Genomic DNA, 14,915 nt, shown 5'->3' on the forward strand with positions numbered 1-14,915 from the left:
CGTATAGAGGCGGCAGTATAACCGAGCCAATCACCGGCTTGACGCCTATCAGAGCAGGAACTAGTTTCTCAACATGGCTCCAGCGGCTGGAACGGGGGGAAGACACCGATGGCATCCGAGATCTGCCTCAAGTTTCTCAACGACAATCCAGTCGGCCATGATCAGGTAAAAGATTCTGCTTCACGGGACGACCGGCTTGATTTTGCATCCTTCATCAACCCCCTCGCCCATCGCATTCTTGCCTCCGACCAGCACAACACACCGCTGACCATCGGCATCTTCGCCCAGTGGGGTATGGGCAAGAGCAGCATCATGCACATGTTGCAGCAACGCCTGAAGGATGAGTGCCATACGGTCTGGTTCGACCCCTGGAAATACCATAGCCGAGAGGAGGTGTGGAAAGGATTGGCGCTGGAGCTGGTGCATAAGATCACCGACCGCGACTCGGCGACAAGACAATACAAGCGCCGTCAGCAGGGCATCAAGCTCAGTCTCGCCAAGCTACTGTGGGGCCGACTATTAGGCACCCCGGGGATAGAGCTGGTCCATGCGGCGCAACAGGAGCCCTGGTCACCGGAGTTCCTGCACCAGTTCGAGCAGAACATCGGGCTGCTGATTCAGGAGGTAACCCGCCCCAACAGCAGATCTCCCTTAAGGCAAAGAGTGCTGCACCAGATCAGGAAGCCATTCGATACACTGCTCCAGAGCAAACCAGCCCCCAGAGTCAGGCGGCTGGTGGTGCTATTTGTCGATGACCTGGACCGCTGCCTGCCCGACGCCGCAGCGACGGTGCTGGAGGCACTGAAACTGGTGCTCAACCAGCCCAACATGATCGTGGTGATGGGGATTGCTGAACAGGAGCTGTCGCGCGCAGTCTACGCCCTCTATTCGAAGCTGCTCAATACCGACCGGGAGAAGCTCGACCCAGAGTGGGGCAAACGCTACATCGAGAAACTGATCCAGATCCCCTTCCCTGTCCCTCAGGTCACCAGCGCTAGCTTTCTCAGATATGTTCGCCACTGCCTGGGGGAGAGCGCAGTGGATCAGTTACTAGAGCGACCGGAGATCTGGGCGCAGATCATCCGCGATGCCAGCGGCGCCAACTTCCGCGATGCCAAACGCCTGATCAACCAGTTCATCTCAGAGTGGGACAAGGGGCAGGCCAACACCAACCTGAATGGCAGCAGCCAACTCGAACCGGGCCGAGTGGCACTGATGATCGTGCTGAACCGACGCTTCAGCAGATTCATCGACCATTGCCGCGCTGATCCCGGCCTGTTTGTGCGCTATCAGAGCCACTTTCTCAAACTGGCCAGCGGCGAGGTCGCCCTTGATGAAGAGGAGAGTCAGACGCTGACAGAGGCCTTTGGAGAGCAGGAAGATGCCCCCTTTCATCGTAGCGAGGCGTTGGCCGAGCTGTTCGCCACCTGCTTCTATGCCGAGCCGTCAGAGCAACCGCTGGTCAGCAGCTTTGAGAGTATCGAGGAGGCCAGGAGCTACTTCGAATTCGGTCTGCCCCCTGAGCCCGTCAGCCAAACCACATCGACCAGTGAAGCAGAAACTACCGCTGAACCACCACCAACCAAACCGGCTGATCATGTCAGTGACAGGGTGCTCAAGGCGCTGGAGCAGATCCATCAACTGCTAGGCCAGAATCAGCTCGATGAGGCTGAGGCCGTGGCAGCAAAGGCCCTGAAGATCACGAAAAGCAGAGAGGAACCGCTTGGCAGCGGCAAACTACAACTGTTGCGTGCCGAGATTCGTCTCAAGCAACGAAATCTGCGCTGGGCACGCCAGTATGTGGAGGAGGCGCTGGCGGCAGGCATCGACCATCAGGACCGGGGTCTGGAACTGGCGGCGCTCAGCCTCAAAGGACAGATCGAACTCGCCGCCGGACATCCTGCCGAGGCCCAGGAGCCGGCCGCCCAGGCCCTCTCCCTGGCGCGGGCCATTGGCGACAACCGCGCCGAGCTAGAGGCCTTGGAGACACTCGCCAGCATCAACCAGCAGCGAGGCGAACTCAATGAGGCAAAAAGCTATATCCATCAAGCTCTGGAGATCGCCGAGTCTAACCGTTTCCGTAAAGCAGAATTACGATTGCGGCTCGCCGAAGCAAAAACTGAACGACTGCGCGGTGATCTTGGAGCAGCCTATCCGATCTACCAAGAAGTTCAGAAACTAGCCGATTCGCTCAATATTTCTAGCGCTGAGTTTGATGCCTTGCTGCAACTGGCAGAGCTGGAACAGGAGCAGGGCAATCGTGCCTCAGCAGAATCACAGCTCCAGCGGGCGGCAGAGATCGCCACAAAGATAGACGACCCGTTGCTGTACGCCCAAAGCCAGATCGCCTTGGGCGAAGTGATGGAGGAGATGGAGATGATCGAGGCGGCTGCACAATGCTACCGGGAGGCAATGGACGCGACTCAGGTCGCCACAAAAGGATTAGATAACCCAGCAGCAGCCCAGACGCTACAGGGAGATCTGAAAAAACGCCTGAAGCGCATCGACTACCTAAAGGAACAGCTACCGGAATAGGCCTGAAACCGCACTACTGGACCTCCACCGCCAACATCTCCGAGTAGCCGCTGGTGTAGCCGTCGATGTCATCGACGGTGACCGCAAAGTAGTGCGTGCCGACCGCCACATCCCGCAGTATGAACTGCCTGCTGCTGCCATCGCTCTGCTCCCCCACCGGCAGCATCGCATCGTAGTCGGAAGTGGCGGCATGGTAGACCTTGAAGCCTGTTACCGGCAGTTGAGTGGTGGGGGTAAGATCCCAGGAGACTCGCAGATCGACACGGCCGCTCGGGCCAGCGTCGACCCTGGTGAGCGGGAGCGTGGTGCCACCCGCATCGCCACTGTCAGTGGATTGGGTGGTGGTAGTGGATGAATCACCGCCGCCACAGCCTGCTAGCAGAGTCATTACCAGCAGCAGATAGATCATGATAAGTGATCGCATGGCCCGTTCCTGCAATCGAAATGAGAACTGATTATATCCCTCTACCGCGGTCAATTTCAGGTCATAATCGGTCCATTTTTCCCAATCCGTCAACCCGTGATCTGTTCATGTTCATCCACATCGAGATCCACACTCCGATTTGTACCCTTACGACGACGCTGGCGGCGCTCCTCCAGCCCGGTCAGCAGATCCCACAATACCGGCACGATGAACAGGGTCAGGGCGGTGGCGGTGGCCAAGCCGGTGACGAAGGTGGAAGCCATACTGCCCCACACCAACGAGTAGCTGGGGATGCCCAGCGCCATCGGCAGCAGGCCAAGGGTGGTGGTGAGGGTGGTGAGGACGATCGGCCGCAGCCGCACATGCACCCCCTCGATGATCGCCTGGCGCCGCGCCATACCCGACCGGTAGCGACGATTGATGAAGTCGATCAGCACCAGCGCGTCATTGACCACCACCCCGGCCACGCCGATCACCGCGATGAAGCTGTTAACGGTGAACAACGACTGGCTGACCAGCTTGCCGAAGACCACGCCGATCAGGGCGAAGATAATCGCCGAGAGGATAATCATCGGCTGTAGGTAGGATTGGAACTGGGTCGCCAGGATCACATACATCACCAGTACCGCGATGATGAAGGCGTAGGCCAGCGACTCAAAAGAACGCTGAGTGTCCTCATGCTCACCGCCGAAGATTACCGTAGCGCCCGGATAGCGATCACGCAGGGTCTCGTAGTGGGCGCGCACCGCGCTGACGATCGCCGGCGTCGAAGTCGGCGCGCCCTCTTTGATATTCCCCTTTAGGCTGATCGCCCGCTGCCCCTGGTAGCGCTTGATCTCGCCCGGCTCCGAATAGCTATGCAGCCGCACCAGATCGGCCAGATGGACCGGCCGGTCGGCATCTTCCACCACCGGCAGGTAGAGCGCATGCTCCGGCTCCGTCAGCTGTGCTTGATCCACATAGAGCTTGAGATCGATCTCCTCATCCAAATGGCGGTACTTGCCGATATAGCGGCCGTCGAGCACGCTGGCGGCGAGCCGCGCCACCCGGGCGTTATCGAGACCATACTCCGCCACCCGATCCTGTAGCACCTCGAGCCGGATCACCCGGCGCGGGCGCCCCTGGTCATCCGCCAGATCGAGCAGATGCGGGCCAATATCGGGATCGGCGCGCATGAAGGAGAGGAGTTCGGCGGCGAGCGCGGCGACCGTCTCGGTCTTCGAGCCGACGATACGCACGTTGATGTCCTTGCCAGTGGGCGGACCATCCTTCTGCGGGTGGATATGCAGCTGGTAACCGTCGGTCTCGAAGCGCGGTTTGAGGCGTTGGCGCATCCGCTCTAGGTGGGCCAGCGGGTCGGCAAAGGCCTGCTCCGCCACCGCCGGCATGGTGACCATCACCGAGCCATGGTTGTTGCCGAACACCGGCTCGTAGTCCTCATTGAAGTAGTAGCCAGCAAATCCGGCAGCGGAGCGGGCGTAGCCGGGGCCATCTTCCATCACTGCCTCTGCAATCGTCCGCACCTTGCGGTCGATGGTCTCGATCGGGGTGTTGCTCGGCCCCACCACATCCACATAGTAGAGCTTGTAGTCGTCGGGGAAGAACTGGATGCGGATCAGTGGCGCCTTGCCGCTGACTGAGAGGCCCAGGATCACCACCGCCGCACCGAAAGCAATCACCACCAGCAACACGCTGGTGAGGCGGAAACGCAGGGTGAACCGCAGCACCCGGTCGGTGAAGCTGCGCAGCAGCCGCAGCAGGAGATTGTCGCGCTCCACCGCTTTGATCATGCTACCGCCACGGGGACCAAAATCGAGGTAGTGGATCGGCAGGATCAGCAGGCACTCCACCAGCGAAGCGAGGATGGCAAAGGTCACCGCCTTCGGCACCAGGGCGAAGAACTGGCCGGTGGTGCCCGACATGATCAACATCGGCAGGAACGCGGCGACGGTGGTCATGGTGGCGGAGATCACCGGCAGCGCCACCTCAGCGGTGCCACTAACGATCGCCTGTTGCAGCGGCTCCCCCTCCTGCACGTGACGGTAGATGTTCTCGGTCACCACGATCGCATCGTCGACGATGATGCCGGTCACCAGCACGAACGAGAACAGGGTGATCTCGTTGAAGCTGTTGCCGGTGAGGTACATGATCAGCATCGTGATCATAAAAGAGAAGGGGATGCCGATGGTCACCAGCCCGGCATTGCGGATGCCCATGAAGTACCAGATGATCAGCGACACCAGGACTATGCCCACCAACATGTTCATGCCGAGGGTGTTGAGGCCATCCTCGATATAGACGGTGGAATCCTGGGTCAGCACCAGCTCCACCCCCTGGGCTGCCAGCAGTGGCCTGAACTCCTCCAGCAGCGCCACCACCGCATCACGGATGCGCATCGCGTTGCCCGCATCGGACTTGATCACCTGCAACCCCAGCGAGGGCCTGCCGTTGACCGAGGAGATCACCACCGGGTCGCGATAGCCCATGCCGGCGTGACTGATCAGATCCGCCACCCGCACCAGACTGGCATCGGCATCCTTGCGCACCACGGTCTGCAGCACCTGCTCACGGCTGACGAAACGCTCATCCACCTTGACCAAGAACTCACCACTGCTGGCGGTGAACTTGCCCGCCGGGATCGACAGGTTGGCGCTGCTCAGGGCAGCAGCAACCCGCTCGTAGCTGACCCCCAGCGCTCGCAGTTTTGCGGGATCGAGGGAGACGTGGAACTCCTGCACATCCTCCCCACTCAGCTTCACCTCCTGCACGTTGGGAATCTGCTTGAGGCGGCTCTTCAGCTCCTCCGCCATCAGCGCCAGCGCCCGGTTGCTATGCTCCCCCACCAAATTGACGGCAATCACCGGCAGCCAGTCCTGCACCGTCACATACAGCATGTGCGGCGGATCGACCCCCTCTGGCAGCTCGTTGATGATATTGAGCACCTCGAAGCGCACCTCGTCGTAGAGCGCCTCGTAGTCCGAATCGTCGACAAACTTGAGGCGCACATTGGAGCGACCGCTAAAGGAGGTGGCATTGACCCACTCCACATCGTCCACCGTCTCCAGCGCATCCTCGATCTTGCGCGTCACCAGGGTCTCTACCTCCACCGCCGAGGCACCGGGGTAGATGGTGTTGATGATCACCTCACCAAAGCCGAAGTTGGGGTAGCGTTCTGCGGGCATGGCGAAGATGGAGATGAAGCCCACCACCATCAACACCACGAACATCAGGTTGTAAAAGACCCGCTGCTTGAGGGAGAAACGTATCAGCGACTCCATGGCCCTACTCCGCCGGGAGCTGGAAACGGTCACCGGCCTTGAGCCCCGGCGCGGCAACCCGCACCCACTCCCCCTCAACCCCGCTGGCTACTCCCAGATAGACCACCTTCAGCTGCTCGCCGTCGGCGCGGGTCAGCCAGTGCTGCTCATAACGTTCGCTGAGAGCGGCGCGGGGCAGTAGCACCGTCCCGGAAGATGCTGGCAACTCAAGCCGGAGTTCGGCACGGATACCGCCGCGGGGCTGTTGCATGGGCTGTTCGATCGCCAGCTCTACCTGGATCTTGCGTGACACGGGGTCGAAGGCAGGGGAGACATGTTCGATCTGCGCCGTTACCTCCCCTCCCCGATCTGGCAGGCGCAGTTTCAGATCGCCAGCCTGTCGCTCAAGTACGGTGAACTCCGCATTGTTAAGGGCAAACGGTACGATCAGGCGTGAGTAGTCCCCCAGAGTCACCACTGGCGTTCCGATATTCAGCCACTGCCCCGGCTCCACATGACGTTCAATCACTCGCCAGCCCGCAGGCCCCGCCACGCAGTGACGCTGCCGGCGCTCGCGCAGGATCTGGGCCTGCACCTGACTGGCAACCAGCTGGGCACGGCTGCTCTGCAGGGCGCGTTCTGACTCATCCAGCTGGCTCTGGGATGAGCTCTTCTGTTGCAGTAGCCGGCTGAAGCGCTTCACTTGCTTGCTGTAGTGGGTGATATCCACCTGCAGACGCTGCTGCTCCGCCTGATTGGCACGAATCTCCAGGTCGATGAAGGTTGTGTCGAGACAGGCGAACGACGTGCCCTTCTCAAGCCTGTCGCCCACATCCGCTGTCACCCGCTCGACCCGGCCGGCAACCTCGGTAGAAACAACCAGCAGCGCCGCCTCACGGGTGAAGCCGGTGAGGGTCTCTTGCTGGGTGGCCACTCGGGCCGCAACGCTCTGCAGCTGGGCTGCCAATGCTGGCAGCGGCAACAATAGCATCAGCAGAGGTAGAGTGAGGATCTTGTTCACGTCAAACTCCTTTTTCGCCAACAGGTCGCATGACATCAGAAGATGAGGCCATGACACCGGCTTGAAAACCATCCAGTAGAGGGTCAGCAGCGGCAGCAGGGCAGGGACCGAATATGATTCACATCCGGCCGAGCTGCCAGTAGTGCTCGGGGATCGGCTGATCCCGCCGAAATACCTTCGCCATTCTGGCCTGTTTGGTCTGCACCGGCAGTAACACCCAGCAGGTGGATCGCCTTCAGCAGTAGGTAGCTGTCCATTGCCTCCCGCACCTATGCAGTCAGCATGCTGAGGAGCCCCATGACAGAATGGAGCATGACGGTTAGTGTAGCGACTCCCGCAAACAGGGGCGATCCAGCAAAAAATCTGACCAATAGTATCGATTTCATTGTTATCTTCCCTTGTAGCGGTGGCAGCCTGCTTGGCAGCACCAATCAATCAGCTGTTGGTGTGGATCTGGGAATGCAATCCTACACCACAAGTTGACAGCGTCAACATTGCACAGGTTAACCACTAACTCACTGTAATCAGACGGAACAGCGATTGAACTACCACCACGGTGATCTGAAAAATGCCTTAATCAAGGCCGCAATCAGTCTGATTGCCGAGAAGGGGCCTAACGCCATCAGCCTGAGAGCGGTGGCCAAGCGGGCCGGGGTCAGCCACTCTGCCCCCTATCGTCATTTCAAAGACAAAGGCGCATTGCTCATGGCGATCGCTGAATCCGGCTTCAATGCGCTGGCGACACGCACCCGGGAGGCATCCCTGACTTTCCCCGATGACCCCACCAGGCAGCTTCAGGAGGCAAGCATCGCCTATGTTGAGCTGGCCGTGGAAAACCCCGAGATCACCCAGCTGATGTTTGGCGGATTCATCACGCCTGGTGAGTGTTCCGGCACACTGGCCGAGGCCTCGAAAGGGCATTCAACAGTCTCTTATCCCTGATCGAGAGCGGCAAGGCTGCAGCCGTCTTCCGTGACGAGCCTACCGAAGAGTTGGCGCTTGCCGCCTGGTCCATGATGCATGGCCTCGCGATGCTCATCATTGGCGGACAGCTGCAAACCCGGGAGGGTGATCAGTGTGGGCCGCAACAGATCAGCAGATCGATTGGCAGATTTCTGATGGAGGGGATTCTGGGGAAAAACATCTCTTTTTCCGATCCCGGACATGAATGAACCTGTGCGCAACCGCATCATCGCCAAACTCGACGACTGACACAGTCTCACGTCGCAGTCTGCTGTCCATGATCCTTCAGAGGCCGCCGAACGCGGGGAGTGTGAAGCAGGCCGAAGACTGTCGGGATAATTGACACCTATAATCCTGGCACTATCTGGCAACTAACGGAACGATTCACCTGCGGATTGCCGCCTCAACAGCCGTACCCGGCCCAGCCGGACACCCGACACGTCTCCTGCGTCCTGTCATGACACCCGGAACGCAGAGTTGGTCACAAACCCAAGCCGCAGGGCTTTATAAACGGCAGCAAAGGACGACATACGACATGACGTTGGGAACTAACGCTAAAGTGAGCGATATGAACAGCTTAAGCAAGATCAAACTGGCAGCAATGCTGTGTGTTTTTCTACCAGTCCAGCACGCCCTGGCCTACAATCCACCGATCGGCATTCCAGAGCCGCCATTTGGCATTGATGAATCTGTCGAGATGTACAGCGGGGCCTCCGGCTATGGCAACGATAGCACTGCCCCCTACACCCACTATGTGGATAACACTGACCCGAACTGCAGCGAAAACAACTGGCCTGGCACCAAAAGCGCCCCCATCTGTGACCTATTCAAAAGCAGCTCCATCTCTCTACCCGCCGGCTCGGTGGTGGAGATCCATGGCGGCCCCTACTACATCGGCCGGGACAAATACATCACAGCATCGGGCACTGCCAGCCAACCGGTCTTCGTCCGCGGCACCGATCCTGACAATATGCCCCGCTTTGAGGATCCCGGCGAGAGCGTTATCGAGCTGGGCGGCTCGTTCTTGATCGTCGAGAACCTCCACTTCCACACCGGCATCAACATTAAGATGGCCTCGGGCTCCGAGAGCATCGTGCTCCGCCACAGTGAAGTCAGCAGCGACCCCGACTACTGGGGCAACCACGGTTCCGCCGTCTCGATGGGGAGCTCGAATAACAATGTGGTCTACCATAACCACATTCATGACAACCACCGGGGCAGCCCAAGCAATCCGATCGACATGCATGGTGTCAATCTGAGCAGCGGTGCCACCAATATGTGGATTCTGGAGAACCACATCCACCACAACAGCGGCGACTCATTCCAAGGCTGCCACCGCTGTCTACCTGCACCGCGGTTTGTCTATGTGGGCAAGAATGTGATGCATGAGGACCGCGAAAACGGCGTCGACCTGAAGACCATCCATGACGCTATCATCTCCCAAAACACTATCTACGGATATGAGAAGTCTGATACATCCATCGGCGACGCCGTCATCTTTGGCAGTAACGGCATCGATCTCGCTGGAGGCTATGGGCCCATCCGTGCATGGCTGCTTTTCAACGACATTTCACAGGCAGGTGGACGTGGATTGCGAATCGAGGGGGTCAAGGATGGCTATGTCATCGGCAATATAATCCGTAATGTTCGAAGAGGCATCCAATTCGATATCGGCGGCGACTCCACCAATGTCAAAGTGGTGAATAACACCATCGTCAACACAGAGGATGGCATCCATCACTCCTGGCAGTGCGGAGCGGATTCTTTCAGTATCGAGAACAATCTGATCCTGGACGCATCTCTACACAACATCATCGTAGATAGCTGCATCTCGGAACAGATAGATCTGCGCAACAACCTGCTGTGGAACAGCGCCACGGCCGGTGCTTCGGTCGATATCGGCGGGACCTCCCGCTCCGGTTCGGATGTCGATCTGCTGTCAGACTCCAGCCTGGTATCAAAGCTGGCTAGCAGCAGCAACAATCTGGTAAAAGCCCCTGTATTTGCCAGAGACAGCTACGAGCAGGTCTCCAACTCCCCTGGTGTTGATGCCGGCATTCTCAGCAAGGCGTATCAGGAATTCGAAGACCTCTACGGCATCGACATCCGCTACGATCTAAAGGGCAACCGACGGCCAAAAGGGGCAGCCTGGGAGATCGGCGCCATCGAGACCTACGCCCCAGATCCACCAACCAATCTGCGCATCGAAAAAGTGGAGTAGCCGCAGGCCCACTCCACACTGCAGATAACGATATAAGAGCGCCCCTGTTCAGGGGCGTTTCTCGTCAAGCACTGCCAGCTGCAACTATGGCTGCCTGTTTGCCCCCCCCCTCGAGCCCATAAAAAAACCTGCGACGATAATCGTCGCAGGCCTTCTAATTCAGAGATTTCCAGACCAACAAGCGATACCGAACCACTTAGCTGCTGACTGGGCCTTTCCGGCCAGGCTCAGAACTCTCCGGACGCCCCACGCTTCATGATATCGAGGATGTACTCCTTGACCTGAATCGCCTCCTCTTTCAACGCAGGAGGCAGCGGTTTACCACCGTAGATCATCAAATCCATATTGAGCGCAATCAGCCAGAGCTTTCCCTGCTCGTCTTCTATCAGGGTGATTCTACAGGGCAGATAGGCAGAGTAGGCATCTGAATAGTCGAGCATTCTGGCTGCAGTCAGTGAGTTACAGAAGAGGAAGATCTTCACATAGCGATACTTCTTGCCACTCTTCGCCTCGATATCCTTGGAGAGCGGCAGCTCACCCACATGTGACATATTGTATTCGTTTGCAACGAACTTCATGGTCTCCTCAACCTCATCAGCCGAGAGCCCTTCCTCAACGGGGAGCTTCCAGATCGTCGCCTCTGCTGCGTTTTTCGTTTCGAGCAGCTGCCGCACCATATCCCCATAGGCGTCAATCGCCCCCGGGTCGAACTCTGAGGCCACATTCTTATATTTCATATAGAGCCCACCGCCAGCAAGAATGGCAACCAAGCCAATCAATGCCAACAAATTTTTTATAATCCCCATACCTCTCTCCTCTTTGGCAAACAGAGACGCTTCTGCGAACGCCTGATTATCATGCTGCGATTGGTTATTGATAAACGGCTGATGCCTATGCCCGCAGATGCTGCGGATAGAGGGCTGCTGTAAGTGAATTGAACTCCCGCGATGCTTTGCCGCGCGGGTCGAGCTCGAACACCGCCAACCCTTCACTGAAGGAGCGCCGAAAGACTGTGCGTTGGCAGAGACGCTGCTTTACGAAATCGATACCAGGCAGGGAGATCAGAGCAGCGGCCGCCTCATCCGACTCACGGATCGCCCGGTGGGTGTCCGCACGATTAATAAATGCCACTAACTCAGGCATCTCCCGGTCACCTAGCGCCTCCTCAACGAAGCGGATAAAACGCTGTGTTGACCAGACATCGGCCTGCGAAGGGGGAACCGGAATCACCACCCGGTCGGCCATCTTCAACGCTTTTTTCAAGGATTCGATATCGGCAGTACCCACATCGATGAGCATCTCACCCTGTTCATCCGCCAGCGCTGCATCCAGGCCATTCGAATCGAGCACCTTGATGCGCGGATCATAGCCCTCCTCGGTACGCACTTCGACCACGTCAGTCAAAGTCGCCTGTGGATCGCAATCCACCAACACCACATCGGTATCGGCCATTGCCAACCAGACAGCGAGATTAAAGGTCAGGGTACTCTTTCCTGAACCACCCTTCAGACTACCGACTACCGTGATCATAGGTTCGTCTCTCGTTGCAATATGACATCCCGCCAAGCAGCTAAAGGCCGCGGCATTGGATCATCATCCGTTTCATCGTGACGGCCAGTCCGGCAGGCTCGACAACATCGGCCATTCGTCTCGACTGGGGGAGAGCTCCTGAGGCTGAGCATGCCGATAGTTCTCTTCGTTCCTGTTGCGAAAATCGCCTCGCCAACCACTCACAGCAACCGGCACCTGGCGCGTCATTCCGACAGGCCGAAAACGATAGCCCCGCTGCATCGCTGGCCTGTTCTCATTACGGGGCACGAACCTCCAATTATTAGCTGGTTGCACTGCAGGATTGTAGGCGGCAGATCTCCTATCCTGAAGCGCCGACGCGACTGGGTTGGATCTTGAATAAGCACCGGCAGAATAGCTCTGTGATAGCCACTGGCCCTGTTTTGCGGCGCAACTGGTTGCGTCATAGGGCGAAATACATAGCGTGCAGGCGCTGAATAGCCATAGATATAGCGCCCGCTCGCAGCCGGGCCTGCTCCAGCCCACTCACGACCAGGTCGCTGCCACCCGTGCTGAATTCGCGTCTGGTTGAACCTGGAATAATCTGGCACCTGGGCTGCTTGGTAGTAATCAGGGGATGGCCGAAAGGTCGGCATCTGAACCTGCTGCGGCACAGCAAACTGCGGGGAGTAGCCCGTAGATCGCGGTGCAACCATGCCCCAGTTGCGCACCGGCTGCGGCCCAGACTGCCGGCGCATCGGCCGGAAACGATAGTTGGCATACTCATGTGCCATCCAGGCAGGAGGCGCTGGTTGTCTTGACGCATTCCAGTAGGGCGGATAGATGTGTCCAGTGTAACCCTGGTACCGATCCGCCACCGCTGGCCTCGAACGCCGCCATCCATACGCCTGATGAGGCTGAGCAGGAAAAGAGTATCGAATCCGTGGCGCCGGCTCCCGGTAGTCGACGGGCTGAACATAACGTCTACCATAGCGATCGCCAGCGGATGAATAGGGGCGAAAACGCTCCCTCCACAACGGTGGCAGCTCTTCAAGAAAACGTGTCGGGGTTACGCCTTGCCATTGAAACGGATAGCTAACCCGTGGCTGCGGCAGAGGATAATCAGGGCTCCTCTGACGCTCCGGATAGAACGACGCACGATAATCATAAGGCGAGTAGAAGCCACCGTTTGGCACATAGGCCTCTGCGTCAATCAGCGGCAAAGACATGAGGAAAAATGAGCCGAGAGAGAACAGCTTAAGTCTATCCGTCTTCATCAAACTACCTATTTTTGCTGGGAACAAGACCCAACATGGGAAGAGGAAGCGCCAGACAGGGCAGGCATTGCCGGCCAGCCTGATCAAGCAGGCGCGCCATTACTAGCCGCACAGTTTAACGGTAATCAAGCCGATAAAAAACCACCGGGGAAGCTGTCACTCCGCCTTCAAGGCCCTATTTATCAGCCCCCTAGCGGGGGAGCTCCACCTGCTTGAACCCCTCAGGCACAACAAAAAGAGCGGGCGACTGCTCACCAAGCTCGATCTGTTTCAGCTCGCGCACCCTACCCCCCGGAAAAATCTCTTTAATGGCAAGACAAAGCGCCGGATCATACCATTGGGTGGTCCGAACAACCTCTTGCTCGGGGCGGTTCACACTCACCTGCCACTTTTCCACACTCCGGCCTGCGAGGGTCTCTCTGCCCAGCAGGCGCATCTCAGCCTGCTGCCCGCCTTCTGAGAGAGTACGTAGCGGAAAGCCTCGCTGTTTATCGAGCCACTGGGTCACCTTCTGAGCACCCTCCCCACTGCCGAGGGTGATCTGCCATTTGCTCGCTGGCCGTCCATTGAGCTGCTCTTCACCCAGCCTTTCACAGAGTGCGCCCTCTACCTCTTCACAGGGATTTCTTCACCGCGTCCAGACTTTACATCGACGTTTGGGCGCCCCTGCTGGAGCAGATAGGTGCGCTGCTCAAGATTTAGCAGCAGATTGCTCCCCGATTCGCTATCAGCAATCAACGCAATCGTGTCCCCACCCTGCCTGAGCTCTGTACGCATGTGTCGCTTGCCCACAACACCCTACCGCTGACGGTTTCACCGCCCGGATTAAGCTGGACCATCTCCGCTGAAAACTCAATGCAGGCGAAGCCCGCTTGAAGAGCGCCGCTGAACGACAACGCCAGCCACACCAGAGCAGCATACAAGCCTTTACCCTTATTCATTNTCTCCCGTTTTTCAGAGATCATCGCATAACCAACAGGATTGATATGAAGCCCATCGGCGGCGGCTCGCAGACACGATTCAGTTCGAGCGGGACCAGATAGCGCAACCGCCCCCCTACTTTGTAAGGGCCCTGCTTTGCGAAATCGACTATCGGGTCGAAACCTGGGCGAAACCGCTGGCTGATCGGGGTCTTTCCAATTGAAGGGGGCAGGTTTATTACGCTTTTCAGGCAGCGGATCACCACGAAAGCGATAGCGCTGAGGGGGATTATGAAGGGCGGCTGCGCGATCTTGTGGTTGCGGCCTGCCCTGGGCATCTATGCGCTTCCCCTCTGTCGACGAAATCGGACGAAACTGATAGCTGCCGACCTGGGCTGGAACCTGCGTAAAGCGCTCGACTGGGCGATAGGTGCCTCGCGGCAGGCCCAATGCAGCAGAGCCATCGCTGAGTGAGCCCTTTGCCGTCTCAGATCGCCTCTTGTCTCTGGTCTCACCCAGACTCGGGCGCCACGGCAAAGCGGCAGGCTCTTGCACCACCTGCCGCCGCTGTTCAGAGGGAATCAGTCAGTGGGCGAAAGCGATAGCCCTGATAGGGATCTCCTGCAATAACAGTGGCTTGACCGAACAGGCAGACCACAGCCAACACCAAGCTAAGCAGATGACGATTCAGAAGAGCTTTCAAAGCGACGCCACCATCATCAGACTCAGCTCTTCAAACGAATGCCCCGACGCCCGCCCTTTTTCTTAGCCGGAGCGGAACCGCTCCT

At 58.2% G+C, this 14,915-nt stretch carries 10 protein-coding genes; 4 read left to right on the top strand and 6 right to left on the bottom strand.

Annotation, left to right across the window (positions count from 1 at the left end; genetic code table 11):
- Positions 1-108: 108 nt before the first annotated feature.
- A complete protein-coding gene (locus RIFP1SYM_RS01740; RefSeq protein WP_005958914.1) occupies positions 109-2,535 on the top strand; it encodes a P-loop NTPase fold protein in 2,427 nt (808 codons plus the stop codon).
- Between the two features lie 13 nt (positions 2,536-2,548).
- Here the strand turns inward: RIFP1SYM_RS01740 and RIFP1SYM_RS01745 are convergent, their stop codons facing one another.
- From RIFP1SYM_RS01745 to RIFP1SYM_RS01755, 3 genes are all read right to left on the bottom strand, one after another.
- Positions 2,549-2,959: a hypothetical protein gene (locus RIFP1SYM_RS01745; RefSeq protein WP_138921696.1), complete on the bottom strand. Its 411-nt coding sequence runs from the start codon at positions 2,957-2,959 to the stop codon at positions 2,549-2,551.
- Positions 2,960-3,048: 89 nt separating this feature from the next.
- Entirely contained in the window at positions 3,049-6,237 is a 3,189-nt protein-coding gene (locus RIFP1SYM_RS01750; protein WP_039959553.1) for an efflux RND transporter permease subunit, read from the bottom strand.
- 4 nt (positions 6,238-6,241) lie between these two features.
- Positions 6,242-7,237, bottom strand: coding sequence for an efflux RND transporter periplasmic adaptor subunit (locus tag RIFP1SYM_RS01755; protein WP_006473651.1), 996 nt, complete (start codon positions 7,235-7,237; stop codon positions 6,242-6,244).
- Between the two features lie 297 nt (positions 7,238-7,534).
- On the opposite strand from RIFP1SYM_RS01755, the gene RIFP1SYM_RS17280 reads away from it, so the two are divergent.
- From RIFP1SYM_RS17280 to RIFP1SYM_RS01770, 3 genes are all read left to right on the top strand, one after another.
- The gene (locus RIFP1SYM_RS17280; RefSeq protein WP_139042032.1) at positions 7,535-7,720 is read left to right on the top strand and encodes a hypothetical protein; all 186 of its coding nucleotides are present in this window, start codon (positions 7,535-7,537) and stop codon (positions 7,718-7,720) included.
- Between the two features lie 57 nt (positions 7,721-7,777).
- Entirely contained in the window at positions 7,778-8,179 is a 402-nt protein-coding gene (locus RIFP1SYM_RS01760) for a TetR/AcrR family transcriptional regulator (protein WP_005958918.1), read from the top strand.
- A gap of 589 nt (positions 8,180-8,768) precedes the next feature.
- Positions 8,769-10,421: a right-handed parallel beta-helix repeat-containing protein gene (locus RIFP1SYM_RS01770; protein WP_240991552.1), complete on the top strand. Its 1,653-nt coding sequence runs from the start codon at positions 8,769-8,771 to the stop codon at positions 10,419-10,421.
- A gap of 227 nt (positions 10,422-10,648) precedes the next feature.
- Here RIFP1SYM_RS01770 and RIFP1SYM_RS01775 read toward each other — a convergent pair whose 3' ends face one another.
- The 3 genes from RIFP1SYM_RS01775 to RIFP1SYM_RS01785 all read right to left on the bottom strand — a co-directional run bounded on the left by RIFP1SYM_RS01775 (position 10,649) and on the right by RIFP1SYM_RS01785 (position 13,715).
- Positions 10,649-11,227: a DUF302 domain-containing protein gene (locus tag RIFP1SYM_RS01775; protein WP_005958921.1), complete on the bottom strand. Its 579-nt coding sequence runs from the start codon at positions 11,225-11,227 to the stop codon at positions 10,649-10,651.
- 85 nt (positions 11,228-11,312) lie between these two features.
- A complete protein-coding gene (locus tag RIFP1SYM_RS01780) occupies positions 11,313-11,951 on the bottom strand; it encodes a ParA family protein (protein ID WP_006473648.1) in 639 nt (212 codons plus the stop codon).
- A gap of 1,446 nt (positions 11,952-13,397) precedes the next feature.
- Positions 13,398-13,715 (bottom strand): hypothetical protein, encoded by a 318-nt coding sequence (locus RIFP1SYM_RS01785; protein ID WP_005958924.1) that lies wholly within the window; start codon positions 13,713-13,715, stop codon positions 13,398-13,400.
- Positions 13,716-14,915 lie beyond the last annotated feature (1,200 nt).

The organism is endosymbiont of Riftia pachyptila (vent Ph05), assembly GCF_000224455.1.
GTDB classification, from domain to species: Bacteria; Pseudomonadota; Gammaproteobacteria; order Chromatiales; family Chromatiaceae; genus Endoriftia; species Endoriftia persephonae.